The organism is uncultured Allofournierella sp. (assembly GCA_944382705.1).
GTDB lineage: Bacteria > Bacillota > Clostridia > Oscillospirales > Ruminococcaceae > Allofournierella.
In genome coordinates, this window is the sequence record CALWNE010000051.1 from 17359 (window position 1) to 37480 (window position 20122).

At 56.6% G+C, this 20122-nt stretch carries 19 protein-coding genes; 8 read left to right on the top strand and 11 right to left on the bottom strand.

The genetic code is table 11. The features are described from left to right. Positions 1 to 67: 67 nt before the first annotated feature. Positions 68 to 406, bottom strand: a complete 339-nt coding sequence (locus ACH2EM_RS07605) for a hypothetical protein (protein ID WP_395151536.1) — start codon at positions 404 to 406, stop codon at positions 68 to 70. Positions 407 to 670: 264 nt separating this feature from the next. Between ACH2EM_RS07605 and ACH2EM_RS07610 the strand changes: the two genes are divergently transcribed. After that, entirely contained in the window at positions 671 to 1018 is a 348-nt protein-coding gene (locus ACH2EM_RS07610; protein WP_395151537.1) for a GNAT family N-acetyltransferase, read from the top strand. A 53-nt stretch (positions 1019 to 1071) separates the two neighbouring features. On the opposite strand, the gene ACH2EM_RS07615 is transcribed toward ACH2EM_RS07610, so the two are convergent. Further along, positions 1072 to 2028 carry a GTP-binding protein gene (locus ACH2EM_RS07615; RefSeq protein WP_395151538.1) on the bottom strand — a complete coding sequence of 319 codons (957 nt, stop codon included), beginning with the start codon at positions 2026 to 2028 and terminating at the stop codon, positions 1072 to 1074. Positions 2029 to 2058: 30 nt separating this feature from the next. Then, positions 2059 to 3252: a CobW family GTP-binding protein gene (locus ACH2EM_RS07620; RefSeq protein ID WP_395151539.1), complete on the bottom strand. Its 1194-nt coding sequence runs from the start codon at positions 3250 to 3252 to the stop codon at positions 2059 to 2061. Between the two features lie 293 nt (positions 3253 to 3545). Between ACH2EM_RS07620 and ACH2EM_RS07625 the strand changes: the two genes are divergently transcribed. Further along, positions 3546 to 5333, top strand: coding sequence for an aminopeptidase P family protein (locus ACH2EM_RS07625; protein ID WP_395151540.1), 1788 nt, complete (start codon positions 3546 to 3548; stop codon positions 5331 to 5333). An 80-nt stretch (positions 5334 to 5413) separates the two neighbouring features. Next, positions 5414 to 6907, top strand: a complete 1494-nt coding sequence (locus tag ACH2EM_RS07630) for a carboxypeptidase M32 (RefSeq protein WP_395151541.1) — start codon at positions 5414 to 5416, stop codon at positions 6905 to 6907. A gap of 27 nt (positions 6908 to 6934) precedes the next feature. On the opposite strand, the gene ACH2EM_RS07635 is transcribed toward ACH2EM_RS07630, so the two are convergent. Next, positions 6935 to 7057: a hypothetical protein gene (locus ACH2EM_RS07635; RefSeq protein ID WP_395151542.1), complete on the bottom strand. Its 123-nt coding sequence runs from the start codon at positions 7055 to 7057 to the stop codon at positions 6935 to 6937. A gap of 180 nt (positions 7058 to 7237) precedes the next feature. Beyond that, complete coding sequence (locus tag ACH2EM_RS07640; RefSeq protein ID WP_395151543.1) at positions 7238 to 7414, bottom strand: hypothetical protein; 177 nt, start codon at positions 7412 to 7414, stop codon at positions 7238 to 7240. 75 nt (positions 7415 to 7489) lie between these two features. On the opposite strand from ACH2EM_RS07640, the gene ACH2EM_RS07645 reads away from it, so the two are divergent. After that, positions 7490 to 8968, top strand: a complete 1479-nt coding sequence (locus tag ACH2EM_RS07645) for a WG repeat-containing protein (RefSeq protein WP_395151544.1) — start codon at positions 7490 to 7492, stop codon at positions 8966 to 8968. 343 nt (positions 8969 to 9311) lie between these two features. On the opposite strand, the gene ACH2EM_RS07650 is transcribed toward ACH2EM_RS07645, so the two are convergent. Continuing rightward, positions 9312 to 9635: a hypothetical protein gene (locus tag ACH2EM_RS07650; protein ID WP_395151545.1), complete on the bottom strand. Its 324-nt coding sequence runs from the start codon at positions 9633 to 9635 to the stop codon at positions 9312 to 9314. A 380-nt stretch (positions 9636 to 10015) separates the two neighbouring features. Beyond that, positions 10016 to 11026, bottom strand: coding sequence for a type I glyceraldehyde-3-phosphate dehydrogenase (gene gap / locus ACH2EM_RS07655; RefSeq protein WP_395151546.1), 1011 nt, complete (start codon positions 11024 to 11026; stop codon positions 10016 to 10018). A 413-nt stretch (positions 11027 to 11439) separates the two neighbouring features. On the opposite strand from gap, the gene ansA reads away from it, so the two are divergent. Continuing rightward, positions 11440 to 12459, top strand: a complete 1020-nt coding sequence (gene ansA, locus ACH2EM_RS07660; RefSeq protein ID WP_395151547.1) for an asparaginase — start codon at positions 11440 to 11442, stop codon at positions 12457 to 12459. A gap of 77 nt (positions 12460 to 12536) precedes the next feature. On the opposite strand, the gene ACH2EM_RS07665 is transcribed toward ansA, so the two are convergent. Next, positions 12537 to 13349, bottom strand: a complete 813-nt coding sequence (locus tag ACH2EM_RS07665) for a hypothetical protein (protein ID WP_395151548.1) — start codon at positions 13347 to 13349, stop codon at positions 12537 to 12539. Next, positions 13346 to 14710, bottom strand: a complete 1365-nt coding sequence (locus tag ACH2EM_RS07670) for a citrate synthase (RefSeq protein WP_395151549.1) — start codon at positions 14708 to 14710, stop codon at positions 13346 to 13348. The genes ACH2EM_RS07665 and ACH2EM_RS07670 overlap by 4 nt, the downstream gene beginning before the upstream one ends. A gap of 163 nt (positions 14711 to 14873) precedes the next feature. On the opposite strand from ACH2EM_RS07670, the gene ACH2EM_RS07675 reads away from it, so the two are divergent. Continuing rightward, a complete protein-coding gene (locus tag ACH2EM_RS07675; protein ID WP_395151550.1) occupies positions 14874 to 15920 on the top strand; it encodes a SpoIID/LytB domain-containing protein in 1047 nt (348 codons plus the stop codon). 117 nt (positions 15921 to 16037) lie between these two features. Here the strand turns inward: ACH2EM_RS07675 and ACH2EM_RS07680 are convergent, their stop codons facing one another. Further along, positions 16038 to 17150, bottom strand: coding sequence for an ABC transporter ATP-binding protein (locus tag ACH2EM_RS07680; protein WP_395151551.1), 1113 nt, complete (start codon positions 17148 to 17150; stop codon positions 16038 to 16040). 136 nt (positions 17151 to 17286) lie between these two features. Here ACH2EM_RS07680 and ACH2EM_RS07685 point away from each other — a divergent pair, with 136 nt between their 5' ends. Both ACH2EM_RS07685 and nagB read left to right on the top strand, forming a co-directional pair. Continuing rightward, complete coding sequence (locus ACH2EM_RS07685; protein WP_395151552.1) at positions 17287 to 18072, top strand: helix-turn-helix domain-containing protein; 786 nt, start codon at positions 17287 to 17289, stop codon at positions 18070 to 18072. 170 nt (positions 18073 to 18242) lie between these two features. Continuing rightward, on the top strand, positions 18243 to 18980 hold the full coding sequence (nagB, locus tag ACH2EM_RS07690; protein WP_395151553.1) for a glucosamine-6-phosphate deaminase: 738 nt from the start codon (positions 18243 to 18245) through the stop codon (positions 18978 to 18980). Positions 18981 to 19270: 290 nt separating this feature from the next. On the opposite strand, the gene ACH2EM_RS07695 is transcribed toward nagB, so the two are convergent. After that, the coding region (locus tag ACH2EM_RS07695) for a helix-turn-helix domain-containing protein (protein WP_395151554.1) at positions 19271 to 20122 on the bottom strand (852 nt) is incomplete at its 5' end.

Sequence of the window (20122 nt, forward strand, 5' to 3'; positions counted from 1 at the left end):
CCGGGCTTTGTGCACGGTATGCACCCGGTACGGTATGGCCCCGCTTTGCCGGGGCAGGCCTTTGGGCTTAGCCCTGGCAGCCCCACTCATCCCAATCGCCAAAATCCTCCGGGCTGGCAATGCGGGTTGCATCCAGCTTGCCGGTGGCCTCGTCGATGGGTTTTTCCAGGGTGCCCAGGCTCACCGGGTTCACATTGGGGCCACGGTCCGGCCGCTGGGGGTAGGCCACCGTTTGCTCCTCTTTTGGTTCGGCAGCCTGTGCTGTGGGCTCCTCTGTTTCCTGCGGAATATTCACATACTCGCCTTCAATATGCTCACTTTTATTGTAATCGCTTAGCAACTTGTATGCCACTGCACCGGCAGCCACACCAAGACCAATCGAAAGTAACCGTCGAATAAGACCCATGGGGTTGTTCCTCCTTTGTATTCTGTATCAAGTAGTATAGCATAGCTTTGCGCAAGGTGCAAATAGCACCAAAAAACAGTATTTGCAGCAAACCATAAGCCTAGCCAAGCACCCACATCTTTACTATAATGGTACCATGAAAATGCTAATGCCTGAATTTTAGAAACTGCCGAATTTTACTGCAAAACACAAAGGAGCGAATTTTATTGTATAAAAACCATCACGATAAAACAAAAAACACCAAGCATTGAAGATTACACTCAATTGAGAACCTCCATTGGCTGGAGAATACTTCCATCGGATAAAATCAAATTAGGTTTGGAATACTCAACCTACTGTGTTTGTGCCGAAGATAACGGCAAACTGGTTGGGTTTGGAAGAATCGTGGGCGATGGTGCCACCGTGTTTTATATTCAGGATGTTATGGTACTGCCATCCTATCAAAAGCATAAAATCGGCACACAAATTATGGAACATATCATGGAGTATATTCAAGATAACTGTACACAAGGTTCGATTGTTGGTTTGATTGCAATTTCCGAACTTGATGGATTCTACCGAAAGTTCGGTTTTGCATACAATGAACGCAATCGCTTTTATCGATACAACTAAAAAAGCCCGGCAAAAATCATTTGCCGGGCTTTTTTCATCAAAATCTTATCTTGTTAACTAAAGGTTACCACATCCTGCTGGAGGGGTGTGGTGGATTCCACTTCCAGGGCGGTGAGCACAGGGCCTTTGCCCCCAAACAGGGGATGGAACTGCACCCGCACCTTGGCGGTAATCTTGATCCAGCTGCGCTGGGCCAGCTTTTTGGCCTCGTCGTATTTGCAGGGAAAGCCCACAAACTGAATGTCATCGGCACAGCAGGTCATGGCAAAGCGGCCGGGCACAAACTGGTTCTGCCCCACCTTGGGGGTCTGGCATACCTGGGCGGTAAAGCGCACGGTTTTGCCTGCGTATTTTTCCGGGTCCTCGCTGGCGTCCAAAAACCAGATGCCGTAATCCTCGTCCTCAATTTCCACAACGGGGGCTTCCAGGTCAAAGGGCAGCTCGTCGGGAATCTGGTCGTATTCCACACTGCCGTCTGTGTATTCGTAGGCAATATCGCAGCGGCGGCTGGCCTGCCGGACAGCCTTGTGGATGAACTCCTTATCCTGGGGATTGTTCACCGCTTCGGCCCGGTTCACAATCAGCAGTTCGCTCTGGCTGAACTTATCCAAAAACAGCTGGCGCATATTATCAAAGTACATCCGGAAGGTGGAAGCATCCGCAGTGGCAATGGTCTGGTACACTACCCAGTTGTCGGGCATGGCCTGGGCCAGCTGCTGGGTAAGCCACATTCCGTTGTACTCCACCACCACCCGGCCTGCACCGGTGCGCTGAATTAGCTGCTCCAGATATTCCGGGTTCAGCTGCTCCTGGCTTTCCAGCACCTCTACGGTTACGCCGCCAAAGGCGAAGCGGTCGGGGGCATATTCCTCCTCCCCTTCCTCGCACACCAGCAGCAGGGTCTTGTCGCCGGAGTCAAATTTCGGGTCCTCCATGGTCTCCTGGATGAAGCGGGTTTTGCCGCTTTCCAAAAAACCCAAAAACAAATAAACAGGAATGTCTTTTCTCAAGGTTCTGCTCCTTCCTGGTGCTCTGGGCACTTATTGCAGGCCAAACAGCTGCTCCAGTGCCTGCTCGTCCAGCTGGGCACCAATTACACACAGGCGGCCGGTAACATCCGCTGCCCCGTGGCGCACATCGCCCTCGCCGGGTACATAGTCAAAGTAAATCCACTGGCCTTCTCCTGCCACAATGCCCTTGGCCCGCAGCACCGTGCCGTATTTGCCGGTGTCCAGGGCTTCCAGGGCTTCCTTCACCTGGGCATCGGTAAAGATGCGGGCAGTCTGACGGCCCCAGCTGGTGAACACCTCGTCGGCGTGGTGGTGGTGATGGTGACCGCCGCAGCCGCACTCCTCGCCATGCTCGTGGTGGTGGTGGCCGCCGCAGCCGCATTCCTCCCCATGCTCATGGTGGTGATGGCCGCCGCAGCCGCATTCCTCGCCATGCTCATGGTGGTGGTGATGACCACCGCAGCCGCATTCCTCCCCGTGCTCATGGTGGTGGTGGTGACCGCCGCAGCCGCATTCCTCCCCGTGCTCATGGTGGTGGTGATGACCGCCGCAGCCGCATTCCTCCCCATGCTCATGGTGGTGGTGATGTTCCTCCCTGGCCTGCTCCACCAGTTCCTCCACCAGGTCCTTACGGCCTTCCATCGCCTGCACAATCTGCTCGCCCTTCAGCTGCTGCCAGGGGGTGGTGATGACGGTGGCGTGAGGGTTCTTTTCCTGAATCATGGCCACTGCACGGGCAATTTTTTCCTCCCCGCAGGCATCGGTGCGGCTCAGGATAATGGCATTGGCATGGCTGATCTGGTCGTTGTAAAACTCGCCAAAGTTTTTCATGTACAGTTTTACCTTGTTTACATCGGCCACGGTCACAAAGCTGTTCAGCTCCACCGGCCGCTCCCCGGCAATGGCCTGCACCGCCTTGGTTACATCGCTGAGTTTGCCCACGCCGGAGGGTTCAATCACAATCCGGTCGGGCTGGTACTGGTCAATCACCTGAATGAGCGCCTTGCGGAAGTCTCCCACCAGGCTGCAGCAGATGCAGCCGGAGTTCATCTCGGTAATCTCAACGCCAGCTTCCTTCAAAAAGCCGCCATCAATGCCAATTTCGCCAAATTCGTTTTCAATCAGCACCAGCTTTTGGCCTGCGTAGGCTTCGGCAATGAGTTTTTTAATCAGTGTGGTTTTGCCGGCTCCCAAAAAGCCGGAAAAAATATCAATCTTGGTCATGGAATTGTTCTCCTTTTATAAAATCGGCCCGTCCATTTTTGGGGTCAGCCGATGGCATTCTATGGTATCTATTATACTCTCTTTGTCAAGATGAATCCTCTGGTTTATCTGCCAAAATTCTTTCCTTGGTTGCCCTTTTAAACCGATATACTGTATTTTTTCAAAAAACACTTCCCCATCCTACTTTCATGTAGTAATATAGAAAGAAGAAGTCTTGTCCCTGCTGTTTGGCAGGGCTGTAATTTTGGCACCAAGCCTTGCTTTCTGCCGGTTTGTTTAAAGGAGAACCCGCCATGATGACAACCAACGAAAAAATCAGTCTGCTGCGCCAGGCCATGAAGGCTGCGGGCGCAAATGCCTGTTTAATCCCCTCTTCCGACCCCCACGCAAGTGAATACCTGCCGGAGCACTGGGCTGCCCGCAGTTATTTTTCCGGCTTTACCGGCAGTGTAGGCACCCTGGTAGTAACCGAGACCGCCAGCGCCCTGTGGGCCGATGGCCGCTACTTTATTCAGGCCGAGCGACAGCTGGCAGGCAGCGAAATTCAGCTGCAGCGCATGGGTGTGGCCGGTGTGCCCACCGTGACCCAGTATCTGACCGACGCACTGGGCCAGGGCCAGGTGCTGGCTCTGGATGGCATGGTCACCCCCACCAGCCTGGTGATGGACCTGCAAAAGGCCCTGGCCAAAAAGGGGGCCAGCATTGCATCGGTGGATTTGGTGGAGGGCAACTGGCCCGGCCGCCCCGCCATGCCTGCCACCCCTGCCTGGCTGCTGGGCACCGAATACGCCGGTCTGAGCGCCGCCCAAAAGCTGGAGCAGGTGCGCACCCAGCTGCAAAAGCAGCAGGCAGACAGCCTGGTGGTTACCCGGCTGGACAGCGTGGCATGGCTGCTGAACCTGCGTGCGGCAGACATTGAGTGCACCCCCTTTGCGGTGGCTTACTGCCTGGTTACCAAGGACAAGGCCACCCTGTTTATCAACCAGGCCCGTTTGGAGCCTGCCGCTGCCCAGGGCCTGGCCCAGCAGGGCGTAGAGGTGCAGAACTACGAGGACATTCTGGACGCCATCGCCCAGTACAGCCAGCCCTCCGCCGTACTGGTGGACAAGGCCGGCACCAACTGGGCTGTGTACCAGGCTTTGGAGCAGAACCCCAACTTCACCCTGCTGCCGGGCACCGACCCCATTCAGGCTTTGAAGGGCATTAAAAACCCGGTGGAAATTGCGAACATTAAAAAAGCCCACATTAAGGACGGCGTGGCCATGGTGCGCTTTCAGATGTGGCTGGAGCAGCAGATGGCTGCCGGCAACCCCATTACCGAGGTGGATGTGGACGCAAAGCTGCTGGAGCTGCGTGCCGCCCAGCCGGGCAACCTGGGGGCCAGCTTTGGCACCATTGCTGCCTACGGGGCTAATGCTGCCATGATGCACTACCATGCCACCCCCGAAGCCTGCGCCACCCTGGAGCCCAAGGGCTTTTTGCTGGTGGACAGCGGCGGACAGTACATGGACGGCACCACCGACATTACCCGTACCTATGCACTGGGCCAGCTGACCCAGCAGGAGCGGGAGTTCTACACCTATGTGCTTAAAAGCCATGTGGACCTGGCCAAGGTACAGTTCCTGGCAGGGTGCACCGGCGGCAACCTGGACATTATGGCCCGTGCCGCTGTGTGGCAGCACGGCATCGACTACCGGTGTGGCACCGGCCACGGCGTGGGCTTTTTGGGCGGCGTACACGAAGGCCCCCACAACCTGCGCATTACCAACCAGGTGGTATTTGAACCGGGCATGATTGTTACCAACGAGCCGGGCATTTACGAGGAAGGCCTGGTGGGCATCCGCATTGAAAACGAGCTGCTGTGTGAGGAGCGGGTGAAAAACCAGTACGGCCAGTTCCTGGGCTTTGAGGCAGTCACCTACTGCCCCATCGACCTGACCCCCGTCTGCACCGAGCTGCTCACCCGGGACGAGGTGGAATGGCTGAATAACTTCCACGCCATGGTATACACTACTCTTGCACCCCACCTTACCAGCGAGGAAACCGCCTGGCTGGCCGAAAAAACCAAGGCTTTGGCCTAAAATACACCATCATCTGCGGCACAGGAGCAAATGGCTGGCTCATTTGCCCCTGTGCTGCTTTTTTACAAAGGAGGGTCCCCATGAACCAAGCCATGAACACCCTGCGGCAGCTGCAAAAAAAGCTGTTTGCTTTTCAGTATGCCCTGAATGTAATTGATTACGACGCCAACACCGTAGCCCCCAGCGAAAGCTCTCAGGGGCGCAGTGAGGCCCTGGAAGTGCTGGCAGGCATCCAGTACCAGCTGCTCACCGACCCCGGCCTGCCCCAGCTGTTTGACCAGGCACGCAGCGGCGAGCTGACCGGCCAGCAGGCCGCCGAGGTACGGGAGCTGGAGCGTATGCACCAGCAAACCACCCGCATTCCCCCCCAGGAGTACGCAGCCTTTGTAAAGCTTACTGCCCAGGCGGTGAATGTGTGGCAAAAGGCCAAGGCCGCCAACGACTTTAACCTGTTTGCCCCCTATCTGGAGCAAATTGTGGAGGCCCGCCGCCGGATGGCCGGTTACTTTGACCCAAACAAGGCCCCCTATGATGTTTGGCTGGACCAGTTTGAAAAGGGCCTGACCATGGAGCAGTGCGACCGGTTTTTTGACCAGCTGCAAGCGGTGCTCAAGCCGTTGGTGCAGCAGCTGCAAAGCCAGGGCGTACAGCCCCTGACCACCTGCCTGGAGGGCCACTGGCCGCTGGAAGCACAGCGGCAGCTTTCGCTGGAGGTGATGGAGCTGCTGGGCCTGGACCTGAACCACTGCCAGCTGGGCGAGAGCGAGCACCCCTTTACCACAGAGTTTTACAAAGGGGATGTGCGCATTACCACCCACTACCACGAAAACGACATGACCAGCAGCCTGTACTCGGTGATTCACGAAGGCGGACACGCCCTGTACGAGCTGCACATGGCCGACCGTTTGCAGTACACCTGCCTTTCCGGCGGTGCTTCCATGGGTCTGCACGAAAGCCAGAGCCGCTTTTACGAAAACTATCTGGGCCGCAGCCTGCCCTTCTTGCAGCACCTCTGGCCCACCTTGCAGCGGTTGTTCCCCCAGCAGCTGCAAGGCATTGAGGCAGAGACCTTTTACCGGGCGGTCAACCGGTGCCAGCCTGGTCTCATCCGCACCGAGGCAGACGAAGTAACCTACTGCCTTCATGTGATGGTGCGTTACCAGCTGGAAAAACAGCTGATGGCCGGCACCCTTGCGGTAAAGGACCTGCCTGCCGCCTGGAACGCTTTGATGGAAGAACTTCTGGGCGTTCAGGTCCCGTCGGACAGTCAGGGTGTACTCCAGGACATCCATTGGGCTGGTGGTGATTTGGGCTACTTCCCCAGCTATGCCCTGGGCACTGCCTACGGTGCCCAGATGCTGGCCGCCATGAAAGAACAGCTGGATGTGGACGCTCTGCTGCTGGCGGGCGATTTTGCCCCCATCAACCAGTGGCTGGAGGAACGCATCTGGCAATATGGCAAGGAGCTTACCCCGGCCCAGCTGCTGCAAAATGCCTGCGGTGCTCCCTTTGACCCCAGCTATTACACGGATTATCTGGTGGAAAAATACCGGCGCATCTACCAGCTGCATTGATTGGTCAAAAAAACGTTCTCTGCCCTGTCACAGGGCCAGCAGGCACAACAAAAACACCCAGGAGCCAAACCGCTCCTGGGTGTTTTGCATACTGGGGAAATTGGGGCGAATGCCGCCTGCCGGCTTGCCTGAACCCTGCCGTGCTGCCACAGGTACTCCATCCGTTTCCGTTCTGCATCAACTCATTGTATCGCCTATATGGCTGCAAACCTCATTCACCGGTGGATGATGTGTTTTGCTGCAATAAACCAACATGAAACCGATTGATACTGTCTGCCTTTTCCCCTTAGGCTGTTAAGCTTTAGAGTTTTAAAATTTTATCAATTTAAATTATTTCTTGGCATATTTTGGAACATTCGGTATAATAAGTTTGCTTTGCGGCAGCAGCACTGCATCATTCCCGGTGGTGGAATGGCTGGAACTTTTTTGTGAGATATACTCAAAAACACAGCCAATCCTTGCGGAATTGGCATTTTTTTGAAAAACCATCATGGAATTTTCTGGCACAATCCCCCGCCTGAGCCTTTGGGCGTGAATTGTGTGGTGCTCCCCTAATTTTACTGAAAGGATTTTGTCAAACTTATGAAGCGCTATTTCATTCAATTGACTGCACTTGCATTGGCACTGTGCGCCCTTACCGCTTGCGGAGGTCAGGAGTTATCCCTTTCTGCTACCGATTCCGTCTCTGCCTCTCAGGCAGCCTCGGAAGATACTGCCGAGGATTCCTCCTCTGCCGCTTCGGAGACTGCTTCCAGCCAGGCCACCGGCAGCCTTACTTCCAGCAACGCCGGTACCGGCAAAGAGCTGACCACCGACCTTGCAGTGGAAGGCACCCTGGAGCTGGTGGAGACAGACATTTTTGCCGACTACGATTATTTTGGCGCCTTTACCAACGGCTGGGCCTTTGTTGTGAAGGGCAATCAGGTGGGTTATCTGAGTGAAGCCGGCGAGTATAAGTCTCTGTACACCGCCTCCCTTTCCGAGCTGTTCACCATTGATATTGACTACGAAGCTTTGGATTCTTTGTATAGCCTTAAAGGGAACTTTGAATCCGGCTTTACCGGATTTTCCAGCCGCCGCCACGAGATTTACTACCTCACCAAAACCTTCTCCTGCAATTCCGAGGGTCTTGTCCCCTACTATCAAAATGGCTTGTGGGGCCTGAGCGATTTGGACGGCAATGTTGTGGTACAGCCCCAGTACCATGCCCTGCGCCTCACAAACAATCTTGCGCTCTGCCACAAGTCCGAAGAAAGCGCTAACCGTGTGTATGATGTTCTGGATGCAAAAGGTGATTTGCTCACCACTGGAACCCGCGGCTGGGTATCCTCTGACGGAATGTATTACATGATTGACACAGACGACGGAAACCATTCCTGCATCTACAACAACCAGGGCACCCTCCTGTTAAAGGAGGTGGATTGGGCCATGGGCGGCAACACCTATTTCCCTACCAGCGAATCCATGACATTCTGCGATGGCGGCATCGTCATCAACAGGGTGCAGTACTCCGACTACGGCCTGAGCCTGCCCGAAGATGTGAAGGGCACCGAGGCCTCTGTGCTGCTGGATACCCAGGGCAACATTTTGGCCATCAATCCTACTTACGATGTGACCTACATCGAAGCAAATGGCACCATGAACTTTAAAGAGGGCGACAACTACGGTCTTTTGGATAAGGACTTCAATGTAATCGCCGCCCCCACTATGGATGGAATCACCTCTCCGGATGAGAACGGCTTCATCTTTGCTTCTTCTGCCGCAACCGGCAAAATGCGCCAGTACAACGCCCAGATGCAGGAGCAAACCACTCCCTGCTTGCAGACCAGCTATCTGGACAGCACCCTGGACGAAACCAGCGGTGACTATCTGCGCACAGCGGTGGTGAAGGATGCGGACGGAACCGTTGTGAAGGAACTAGAGTCCCGCGCAACCTTCGATTCTTACGGCTGCCTGTACTACCCCACCTTCCCCCTGACCGAGGGCGATTGGATGTACTACTACCCCGATTTTTCCGACGGTGAGCAGCCCCATGTTTACCAGGTAAAACTGGCCCAATAATTTGCTGGACAGGAGCACGAGCTGCACCTTGTACTCCTTTTCCAATCATAATCTGCAAAAAGCCATCACACGCCCTTTGTGTGATGGCTTTTTGCGTTGGCTGGTTCGGTGTGCTGCCAGAAAGCTGCCTTGGGGTGGCTGTGCAGGTGCCCTGCTGGCCCTTATTTTTGGGGGGCAGCCATCAAACCCGGAAAGCCTGCCGCTGCTAAGGGCATTGGCAGCCTTTTGGCTCTTTACACCCTGGCGGGGTTTGCCGCCCTGGGTTTGCACTCCATGGCTCGGCAAACAAAAAAGCCGCCAAGAGCAAACCGAAGCTTGCCCTTGGCGGCGGAGTGCTAGATTCTTACGCAGCTTTGTACTGGTTGCTGCCACCTTCGGTGCGGGGTACAAAGTACACAAACTCGCCGCCCCGGTAGGTGAGTACACCCTTTTGGCCCACATACAGCTCCCGTGCAATTGCCGCAGGCAGGGCAAACCGCAATTCCTGCCCCTGTGCCGCAAACACACCTACCATAACGCCCTGGGCGTTTTCCATCACGCCCTGAACAGTGGCCATCAGGCTGATTTCCCGTTTGGCCTTTTTACGGTTGCGACAAGCCCAGGTCCGCAAAATTGTAACCGCTGTACAGGCAGCGGTAATGCCGGCAACAATTAAAATCCATTTCATGGTAGGTTCCTCCTTACTTGATTGCTCGCCTTGTAAGCGATATGCTCTCTGGCAAGTATACGCTGATTTCCTCTCTATTAGTAAAACGAAAAAGCGATTGTGTTTATTTCACAAATTTCAAGTTTTTTCAAGTTTTATCAAACAAACAAATAAACCTTGTTTTGTTTGTATTTATTGCCTAAAAACGGCGGTACAGCCAATTTTGTTCTCCTTGTTGCCGGGCCAAGCTTTTGTAGCTGGCATTGAGCCCTCTATGCCGCAAGCAAAGGGCATCGCTCTACCAGGCAGGCTTGAGTCTCTAACGACCTTAACTGCCGTTTGCTTATAAAAAGCCCCTGCACCACTAGGGTGCAGGGGCTTACACAGCTTAAGGAGAAAAATTACAGCTCAGCGAAGTACTTAATGGTGCGAACCATCTGGCTGGTGTAGCTGTTCTCGTTGTCGTACCAGGATACAACCTGAACCTGGAAGGTATCCTCGTCGATCTTGGTAACCATGGTCTGGGTAGCGTCGAACAGGCTGCCGTAACGGATGCCGATGATGTCGGAGGAAACGATAGCGTCCTCGTTGTAGCCGAAGCTCTCGGAAGCAGCGGCCTTCATGGCAGCGTTGATGCTGTCAACGGTAACATCCTTGCCCTTAACAACGGCAACCAGGATGGTGGTGGAGCCGGTGGTTACGGGCACGCGCTGAGCGGAACCGATCAGCTTGCCGTTCAGCTCGGGGATTACCAGGCCGATAGCCTTGGCAGCGCCGGTGCTGTTGGGAACGATGTTGGCAGCGCCTGCACGGGCACGACGCAGGTCGCCCTTGCGATGGGGGCCGTCCAGAATCATCTGGTCGCCGGTGTAAGCGTGAACGGTGGTCATGATACCGCTCTGGATAGCATAAGCATCGTTCAGAGCCTTAGCCATGGGAGCCAGGCAGTTGGTGGTGCAGGAAGCAGCGCTGATGATGGTGTCTTCCTTGGTCAGGGTGTTCTCGTTTACGCTGAACACGATGGTCTTGGTCTCCTTGTCAGCAGGAGCAGAGATAACAACCTTCTTAGCGCCAGCGTCGATGTGAGCCTGAGCCTTAGCCTTGCTGGTGAAGAAGCCGGTGCACTCCAGCACTACATCTACACCCAGCTCGCCCCAGGGCAGCTCGGCGGGGTTGGGGTTAGCGTAGATGGTGATCTTCTTGCCGTCTACGGTGATGGAACCCTCGCCAGCCTCAACGGTGTGACCGTCGTAACGACCCTGAGCGGTATCGTATTTCAGCAGGTGAGCCAGCATCTCGGGGCTGGTCAGGTCGTTGATCGCAACGATCTCGTAACCCTCAGCGCCAAACATCTGACGGAAAGCCAGACGGCCAATGCGGCCAAAACCATTAATTGCAACTTTAACAGCCATTGTAAATATCCTCCTTAAGGTGAATTACTAATGCCTCTCTATTGTATACCAAACTTTGCAAAACTACAAGTGCCTGTCAATAAATTAACGCATTTTTTCAAAAAATTTTTCCTCCTTGTGCCTTTCGGGGGCCATTTTTTTAAAAAACCGCCCTTTTTGCCCAGGTTTGCCCCCTGCATCCGCCCCAGGATGTGGCCTTTGGCGCAGGTTTGGCCTTGCCCCGGGGGCGGCTTTTGTGCTATGCTGATAAACGATTGAATTTGACAAAAAGCTTTTGCGCTGGGGCAGCTGCCCGCCCTTCCGGCTGGCGGAGTGCGGCGGCAAATTTTGGCCCGCTGCACCCCGCCCTCTTGGGCCTGCATGGTGCGGACTGTCCTGGCTTTTTGCCCACCAGAGAGAGGAAGGAACACTCCATGCAAAAACGCATCTGCATTGTATACACCGGGGGAACCATTGGCATGCTGCCCAGCAGCAACGGTTTTGCCCCCCAGCCCGGCTGCTTTGCAGAGAGCCTGGCCCAGATTCCGGACCTGCACAGCCCGGAGATGCCCCAATGGGAGCTGGTGGAGCTTTCGCCCCTGCTGGACTCCTCCAACATTGCGGCGGACCAATGGTATACCATCGGCCAGGCCATCTACCAGCGGTATCATCTGTTTGACGGCTTTGTGGTGCTCCACGGCACCGATACCATGGCCTACACCGCCTCGGCTTTAAGCTTTATGCTGGAAAACCTGAACAAGCCGGTGATTTTTACCGGCAGCCAGATTCCCCTGTGCCAGATTCGCAGCGACGGGCGGGACAACCTGCTCACCAGCCTGCTGATTGCCGCCCAGGGCAAGGTGAACCAGATTTGCCTGTACTTTGGCGGGGTGCTTTTGCGGGGCAACCGGGCCACCAAATGCTCGGCAGATGGCTTGCAGGCCTTCTCCTCCCCCAACTATCCGGTGCTGGCCACCGCCGGGGTGGATATTCGCTACAATCCGGCGGCCATTGGGCCACAGGTCACCGCCGGCCCGCTGGAGCTGGTGCAGCCCCACACGGTGCCCATTGGTGTGCTGAAGGTGTTCCCCGGCATTCAGTTTGAACTGTTTGAATCCATCCTCACCAACAAGCTGCGGGCCATTGTGCTGGAAACCTTCGGCACCGGCAACCTGCCGGACTACAACGGCTCCCTGCTGCCCCTGATGCAAAAGGCCTTTGCCCAGGGCACCTTGGTAACGGTGTGCAGCCAGTGCCACCAGGGTGCGGTGCATCTGGGCACCTACGCCACCAGCAGCCCCCTTAAACAGGCGGGTGCAGTGAGCGGCCTGGACATGACCACCGAAGCGGCGGTAGCCAAGCTGTACTACCTGTTCAGCAAAGGCTTTGAGCCGGACGCCATTAAGTACTGGATGGAACAGGACCTGCGGGGCGAGCTGACCCCCATGGTGTAAGTTGCCGCCTTTTATAAACCAAAACAAAAAGGGACGCTCCCAAAAAGAGCGTCCCTTTTTTATTTCAGAGTGCTTTTTTACAGTGCTTCCTGCTGGGTTTGCACATCCTCCGGCTCTGGCTGGGGTTTAGCCAGCAGAATGCTGCCGCTGTACACCAGCCCCATGCAGCCCACCGCTGCCAGGGCTACCGCCTCCAGCAGGGACAAAAAGTCCCCCTGGCCCACCATGAAGGCGCACACCCTGCCGGGCAGGGCCAGGCAGGCGGCAAACAGAAAGCTGCTCATGCCCAAAAACCAGGTGGTTTTGGCACTTTTGCCGTCCGGCACATAGGCCAGGCGCAGCTGAGCGGTGCAGAACAAAAGGCACAGCAGGGCCGCCATCCCCTGGATGTTGGGCTCAATACGGGCCACGCCGGTGGGGGCCAGCCCAAACCGCTGGATGGTGAACAGCAGCAGGGACAGGGTTCCCGCTATGCCCCACAGGGCATTGGCAGTGGGGGCTTCAAACTCTGGCGTAAAGCGGCTGCGGCCCAGCAGCAGCAACCACACGCCGGTTGCAAGGCACAGTACCCCCAGCAGCATTTGCAGCCGGTCCCCCATGCCGTTTACCAGCTCCAGGCCGCCCAGGGCCGCAAACAGTACGCCGCTTACCAGGGCCAGCCAGCCCTGGGCCGGGCAGCAGCCCTCCAAACTTTTGCTGGTTTTGGGGGCAGCCAGGCTGCACAGGGCCAGCACCACCAGCACAGCCGCCAGCACCCCATAGCGCAGGTGATGGCTGCCAACGGTAAAAAAGCCGGTATCCAAATCGGTAAAATTTACCAAGTCCACCCAGCGGGCTGCACCGGCAGCCAGGCAAATCAGGGTGCAAAGGGCTACAATCAATCGTTTCATGCTCGTTCCTCTAAGGTCTTGTATTTTTGCCGCACACCCAGGTATTTGTAGGCCGGGCGGATGATGCGGTTTGCAAACACTACTTCTTCAATTCGGTGGGCGCACCAGCCGGGAATGCGGCTGATGGCAAACAGCGGGGTATACAAATCCTGCCTGATGCCCAGCATCTTGTAAATCAGGCCGCTGTACAAATCCACATTGGCACAAATCATTTTGGTGCCCTTTTCCTCCGCAAATACGCTGGGGGCCAGGGTTTCCACCTGGCGCAGCAGCTCAAAGTCCCGGCCAAAGCCCTTGGCGTGGGCCATGGCCTCCGCCTTCTGGCGCAGCACCTGGGCACGGGGGTCGATCATAGTGTAGATGGCGTGGCCCATGCCGTAAACCAGGCCGGAGCCATCCCCTTGCTGGCGGCGCAGAATCCGGCGCAGAAACTCCCGCACCTCGTCCGGGTCGTTGTGGTTTTGGATGCCCGCCTTCAAGCATTCCAGCTGCTGCATCACCTTCAGGTTTGCGCCGCCGTGCTTGGGGCCCTTCAGGCTGCCAATGGCCGCCGCAATGGCAGAGTAAGTATCGGTACCGGAGCTGGAGAGCACCCGGCAGCCGAAGGCCGAGTTATTGCCGCCGCCGTGGTCTGCATGAACCAGCAGGCACAAATCCAGCAGCTTTGCCTCCTCCCGCGTAAACTTCTGGTCCGCACGGGAGGTGGAAAGAATATGCTCTGCGGTGCTCTGCCCTTCGGTTGGCATATGAAAATAGGTGCTCTGCCGGTCAAAGATGCGCCGCTTCATCTGGTAGGCGTTCACCATGATGGTGGGCAGGCTGGCAATCAGGGTGATGGACTGGCGCATCAGGTTTTCCAGGCTTACATCATCGGGGTTTTCGTCGTAGCTGTACAGGCCCAGCACGCAGTGGGCCATCTTGTTCATGATATTGGGGCTGGGGCAGCGCATCATGGCATCCCCCACAAAGCCATCCGGCAGGTTGTGGTGCTTTGCCACCAGTACCTGGAACTGCTCCAGCTGGGTTTTGCTGGGCAGGCTGCCAAACAGCAAAAGCCAGCTTACCTCCTCGAACACAAAGCGGTCCTGCTCGCAGGCTTCCCGCACCAGGTCCTCCAAATCCACGCCCCGGTAAATCAGCCGTCCCGGTGCGGGGAGTTTTTCGCCCTGGGGGCCCATTTCGTAGCCGGTCACATCGCAGATGTTGGTAAGGCCGGCCAGTACGCCGGTGCCATCCGGGTTGCGCAGGCCACGCTTTACCCCCAGCCGCTGGCTGATTTTGGGGTCGATGTAGTTATTTTTCAGGTACTCCCCGCATAAAAATTCCATATCCGCAGCGGTCCATTCGGTCTGCTGAGCCATTGGCAATCACTTCCCCTATTCAAACTGTGCCCGGCCCCGTTGTGGGACAGGTTCCCCAAAAAATGGGCGATTGATTTCATCTTACACACTTTAGAGGAAAAAAGCAAGTGCGGCCGGCCCTTCGCCGGGCAAATCCGCACCGAATGCGGTATGGAGGTAAAACATGAAACAAATGGCGTTTGCATTGGCCCTGTTCTGTCTGCTCACCCTGCTGGTTCCCGCCGCCGGGTACCTGGCGGGCGGTTACCTGAAACTGCCCACCCAGCCCCTGGCTCTTGCCCAGCCGGACAACCCATCTGACCCCCAGCAGGAGGACTTACAGCAGACAGAAACTGCCCAAAGCTCCCCTGCTCCCGCCGGGCAGACCGGTATGATTGTGGTGCAGGATGCCTCCACCGGCCAGGTGCTGGAAATCCCGGTGCTGGAGTACATAATTGGTGCCGTGGCCAGCGAAATGCCCATTGACTGGCCGGACGAAGCCCTCAAGGCCCAGGCCATTGCGGCCCACAGCTATGCGCTGTACCAGCGTGACCATGCCGACACCGCCGCCCTGGGGGGTGCCTGGTTTTCGGTGGAGCCTGCCAGACGGCTGGGCTACATGAGCCAGGAGGTACTGCAAAGCTACTGGGGGGATGCCTTTGAAACCAACTACAACCGGCTCAAGGAGCTGTTCACCCCCCTTGTGGAGACGGTTTTGCTGTACGAGGGGCAGCCGGCAGCGGCCTGCTACCACGCCATCAGCAACGGCCGCACCCAGGCAAGCCAGGCGGTGTGGGAACAGAGCCTGCCTTACTTACAGGGGGTGGACTCGCCCCTGGACAAGGGGGTGGAGGGCTACTCCTGCACGGTGGAATACTCCACCCAGCAGGTGTACGACATTCTGGCCGCTCAGGTGCCCGGTGCCAATCTGGAAGGGGACCCTTCCGGCTGGTTTGGCAGTACCAGCTGGAACGACTGGGGCTATGTGGACCGGGTGGAAATTGGGGGCGTATTTGTGCGGGGAACCCAGTTCCGGACCCTCATGGGCCTGCGCAGCAGCTGCTTTAGCATTGAACAGACCGAAAACGGATTTGCCTTTACCACCCTGGGCTACGGCCATGGCGTGGGCCTGAGCCAGAGCGGTGCCGCCGCCATGGCAGCCCAGGGGCAAACCTGCCAGGAGATTTTGGCCTGGTACTACCCCGGCACCCAGCTGGGCAGCGCAGAGTAATCGGCTGCCCGCCTTGGCAAAACTTAGGCCGGCTGCCCCTGGCAAGGCCTAGTGCTGCATCAAGCCCGGCGCACAAAAAAGGCATGGCCCGCAGGCCATGCCTTTTTATTTCATCAATCAGTTCAGGATGGTGAGTTCGGTCTCGGGATCGAACAGGTGAATCTTGTGGGGGTCAAAGGCAACGGTAACGGTGCTGCCGTTCTTTGCCTTGGAGGTGGGAGCCACACGGGCGGTCATCTTGTTGCCCTTGTATACCAGGTACAGGTAGATTTCGGAGCCCATCAGCTCAGAAACTTCCACAGTGGCTTCCAGGCGGCAGCCGCCCTTCTTGTTGATGAACTCCTCGTCGTCCTTAATGTCTTCGGGACGAACGCCAGCCTTCACCTTCTTGCCAATGTAGGCATCCAGCTTGCCGTCGGTGGTCTTTTCGGCGGGCAGGTCCACACGGTCGCCAGCCAAATCCAGGTAGTAGCCCTTTGCATCCTTGTTGAGGGTAGCATCCAGGAAGTTCATCTGGGGGCTGCCGATGAAGCCGGCCACAAACATATTGATGGGGAAGTCGTACAGGTTCTGGGGAGTATCCACCTGTTGCACAATGCCGTCCTTCATAACCACGATGCGGTCACCCATGGTCATGGCCTCGGTCTGGTCGTGGGTAACATAGATGAAGGTGGTAGCCAGCTTCTGATGCAACTTGATAATCTCGGTACGCATGCTGGTACGCAGCTTTGCGTCCAGGTTGGACAGGGGTTCGTCCAGCAGGAATACAGCCGGGTTACGAACCATGGCGCGGCCCAGGGCAACACGCTGACGCTGACCACCGGACAGAGCCTTGGGCTTGCGGTCCAGCAGATGCTCAATGTCCAGAACACGGGCGGCCTCACGGACACGCTTGTCGATTTCGGCCTTGTCTACCTTGCGCAGCTCCAGACCGAAAGCCATGTTCTTGTACACGGTCATGTGGGGGTAGAGGGCGTAGTTCTGGAACACCATGGCGATGTCACGGTCCTTGGGGGCCACATCGTTCACCAGGCGGTCGCCAATGTACAGCTCGCCCTTGCTGATTTCTTCCAGACCTGCAATCATACGCAGGGTGGTGGACTTACCACAGCCGGAGGGACCAACCAGAATGATAAATTCCTTATCAGCGATTTCCAGGTTAAAATCCTTAACTGCGGTTACATCGCCGGGATAAATCTTGTAGATATGCCGTAAGCTGATGCTTGCCATGGGACTACACTCCTTGTTATTTTTTTGGTTTTTAGCTTTTATTGATGCACTTGACGGTGCATTGCCTTCGTTAATATAATAATACCAGACTTTTTGGCAAATGAAATAGTATTTTATTGATATGAGGTAGCAAATATTGATATTTGATTTTACCACCATCTGCTGCACCCAGGAGCAGCTGGATGTACAGTTTTCGGCCCCTTATCCATTGGAAGGGGCCGGTTTATGGATTGGGCTGATTTCCAGCGGGCAGTGCGCCCTGTCGGGGGATGACTCTCCCCAGATGGCAGGGGCGGGCAGCGTGCTGCTGGGAGCCGGGCCCCTTCGGCTGGTGCCGGCGGCCCCCTGTCACCTGCTGGCGGTGCGCATTACCGGCAGTGCAGCCAATACCTTTATGGAGGCACTGCCCCAGCCCATGTTTGCCGCCGGTACCAGCTGCCCCGGTGCGGCGGAGCTGCTGGTGCAGCTGGCGGGCAAGTTAAGCCCACGGCGCAGCTGCGAGCTTGCCTACCAGCTTTTGTGCGAATGCGCCGAAGCGGACGCCCAGTCCCCCAGCCTGCCGCCGCTGGTGGTATCTGCCATTGCCTTTATGCGGGAGCACTACGCTGGCCTGTACGGCATCGAGGAGCTGAGCCAGACCCTGGGGGTAAGCAAAAGCCATCTGGTGCGGGTGTTTCACCAATCCGTTGGGGTTACCCCCGGCCAGTACCTGACCTCGGTACGCATCGAGGCAGCCAAGCAGCTGCTTTGCCGGCCGGACTACACCCTGGAGGTGGTGGCCAGCCTGTGCGGATTTTCCGGCGCCAACTATCTGTGCCGGGTGTTCAAAAAGGCCACCGGCCAAAGCCCTGCCGCCTGGCGGGCCTGTGCCGGGCAGCAGCCGGGGCATCTGCTGCCCCTGGAGCGGGAGCTTTATGTGTAATTACGGCAGCAAGCCTTGCATAGGATGAAATTTTTTGTGCAAATTTTCTGGCTTTTTGTTGGTTTTCTTTTTGTTTTTTAAGGCGTATCATTACAGTATCCACAGACGGAAGGTTTGGCTGCTGTCCGGCAGGGTGCAGACTGCCTTACTACAAAAAGGAGTGCGTTTCCATGAACATTGTCGTTACCAAGGATTATGAGGAAAGCTGTGCCTATGTGGCCGATATGATTTGCCAGCTGGTGAAGCAAAAGCCTGCCTGCAAGCTGGGCCTTGCCACCGGCGGCACCCCGGTGCCCGTTTACAAAAACCTGATTGCCGCCAACCAGGCCGGCCAGGTGGATTTTTCTCAGGTACATACCGTAAATCTGGATGAGTACTGCGGCATTCCCGAAACTCACCCCCAGAGCTACCGTTATTTCATGAACACCAACCTGTTTGACCACATCAACATCAACAAGGCCAACACCTATGTGGCCAACGGCATGGGGGATGCCCAGGCCAGCGCCGCCCAGCTGGAAGCCAAGGTGTGGGAGGGCGGCACCGCCGACCTTCAGCTGCTGGGCATTGGCAACAACGGCCACATTGCCTTTAACGAAGCGGGCGACCACCTGATCAGCGTGGCCCATGTGGAAACCCTTACCGAAAGCACCATCAATGCCAACGCCCGCTTTTTTGAAAAGAAGGAGGATGTTCCCACCACCGCCATCACCATGGGCATGGGGGATATTCTGGCCGCCAAGCGCATTGTGCTGGTAGCCACCGGCCTGGCCAAGGCCGAAGCCATCCGGGGCTTGATTATGGACCATGTAATCACCACCCAGAACCCCAGCAGTATGCTGAAAATGCACCAGGATGTTTGGGTTGTGATTGACCAGCAGCTGGCCGATGCCGTGGGCTATCGGGGCTGATGGCAGCCGTTTTTTCTGCTTTCCTGTGTTCTCACCCTTTCCGCAAAGGAGGGCACCCTGCCGAGGGTGCCCTCCTTTGCTGTTGTGCCGCCGATGCAGAACACACTCCACCCCTGCCCCAGCTATAAACACCCCTGGCCAGCAGTCTGCCGCTGGCAGCCCGGCCGCAGCTGCGCCGCAAAACAGGGGCGCAAACCAGGGCGCAAAAAAACACGCCGGTTCGGCCCGCTGGATTGCGAGGCAAACGGCGTGCTTTTTGTGTTGGGGAATGTTTGGTTTGGCGGGCTGGGTTATTCCTCCCCCCGGCCCCTGCGGCTGAGCACCTTAACGCTGCCGGCATATTCCGAGGGGGTCATGCCGGTTACCTTTTTAAAATGGCGGGAGAAATAATGGATGGAGTTGTAGCCCAGCAGGGCGGCAATCTCGGTAAAGTTGTGCTCCCCTTCCCGAATCAGCTCCTTGGCTTTGCGGATTTTCAGGTTGCCAAAGTACTCCATGGCTCCCCCGCCGGTTTTTTCCCGAAAGACCTTTTGCAGGTAGCTTCGGCCCACCAGATTATCCCGGCAGATGTCGCTGAGGGTAAGCCGCCGCTGGATGTTTTGTTCCAGATAGGCCTGTACCCGGTTTAAAAATTCGTGCTGGCTTCGCTCCCGAATCAGGCTGCTGGGTTTGCCCACCGCCGGTTCCTTGCTGCGGCAGATCATCTCCAGCAGCATACTTTCCAGCGAAAGGCCAATAATCTGCTCCGCCCCAAAGGGTGCATCCGGGCGGCGCAGCAGCTCCTGGGCCAGGGGGTCGTCCAGGGGGGTGCTGAAAGCGGCACCGGCCAGCTCCACAATGCGGGCCATGAGCACCCGCTCGGTATCCCCCACCGAAATCTGCTTTTGCCGAAAAAAGTCCATTGCCTTATTTTTGCATTCAAAGGAAACAATCACAATGTTGGGGGCGTCCCTGCCGGTGCCCCGGATGTTGTGATACTCTCCCGGCTGGTGAAAAATCATCTGCCCCCGTTTGAGCAGAATCTCCTGTTCCTCCGCCTGCACATACACCTCGCCCTTGTCCACATAGACCAGTTCCCAAAAATCGTGGCTTTCGCCGGTAAAGGCATAGTCCGGGCCATACTCAAAATAATGCACCGAATA

What these genes read in the sequence shown, in the direction of transcription:
- nagB (WP_395151553.1), top strand. Translation starts at nt 18,243, where the DNA reads ATGAACATTGTCGTTACCAAGGATTATGAGGAAAGCTGTGCCTATGTG.
- ACH2EM_RS07670 (WP_395151549.1), bottom strand. Translation starts at nt 14,710, where the DNA reads ATGGCTCAGCAGACCGAATGGACCGCTGCGGATATGGAATTTTTATGC.
- ACH2EM_RS07630 (WP_395151541.1), top strand. Translation starts at nt 5,414, where the DNA reads ATGAACCAAGCCATGAACACCCTGCGGCAGCTGCAAAAAAAGCTGTTT.
- ACH2EM_RS07645 (WP_395151544.1), top strand. Translation starts at nt 7,490, where the DNA reads ATGAAGCGCTATTTCATTCAATTGACTGCACTTGCATTGGCACTGTGC.
- ACH2EM_RS07675 (WP_395151550.1), top strand. Translation starts at nt 14,874, where the DNA reads ATGAAACAAATGGCGTTTGCATTGGCCCTGTTCTGTCTGCTCACCCTG.
- ACH2EM_RS07650 (WP_395151545.1), bottom strand. Translation starts at nt 9,635, where the DNA reads ATGAAATGGATTTTAATTGTTGCCGGCATTACCGCTGCCTGTACAGCG.
- ACH2EM_RS07605 (WP_395151536.1), bottom strand. Translation starts at nt 406, where the DNA reads ATGGGTCTTATTCGACGGTTACTTTCGATTGGTCTTGGTGTGGCTGCC.
- ACH2EM_RS07680 (WP_395151551.1), bottom strand. Translation starts at nt 17,150, where the DNA reads ATGGCAAGCATCAGCTTACGGCATATCTACAAGATTTATCCCGGCGAT.
- gap (WP_395151546.1), bottom strand. Translation starts at nt 11,026, where the DNA reads ATGGCTGTTAAAGTTGCAATTAATGGTTTTGGCCGCATTGGCCGTCTG.
- ansA (WP_395151547.1), top strand. Translation starts at nt 11,440, where the DNA reads ATGCAAAAACGCATCTGCATTGTATACACCGGGGGAACCATTGGCATG.
- ACH2EM_RS07665 (WP_395151548.1), bottom strand. Translation starts at nt 13,349, where the DNA reads ATGAAACGATTGATTGTAGCCCTTTGCACCCTGATTTGCCTGGCTGCC.
- ACH2EM_RS07625 (WP_395151540.1), top strand. Translation starts at nt 3,546, where the DNA reads ATGATGACAACCAACGAAAAAATCAGTCTGCTGCGCCAGGCCATGAAG.
- ACH2EM_RS07620 (WP_395151539.1), bottom strand. Translation starts at nt 3,252, where the DNA reads ATGACCAAGATTGATATTTTTTCCGGCTTTTTGGGAGCCGGCAAAACC.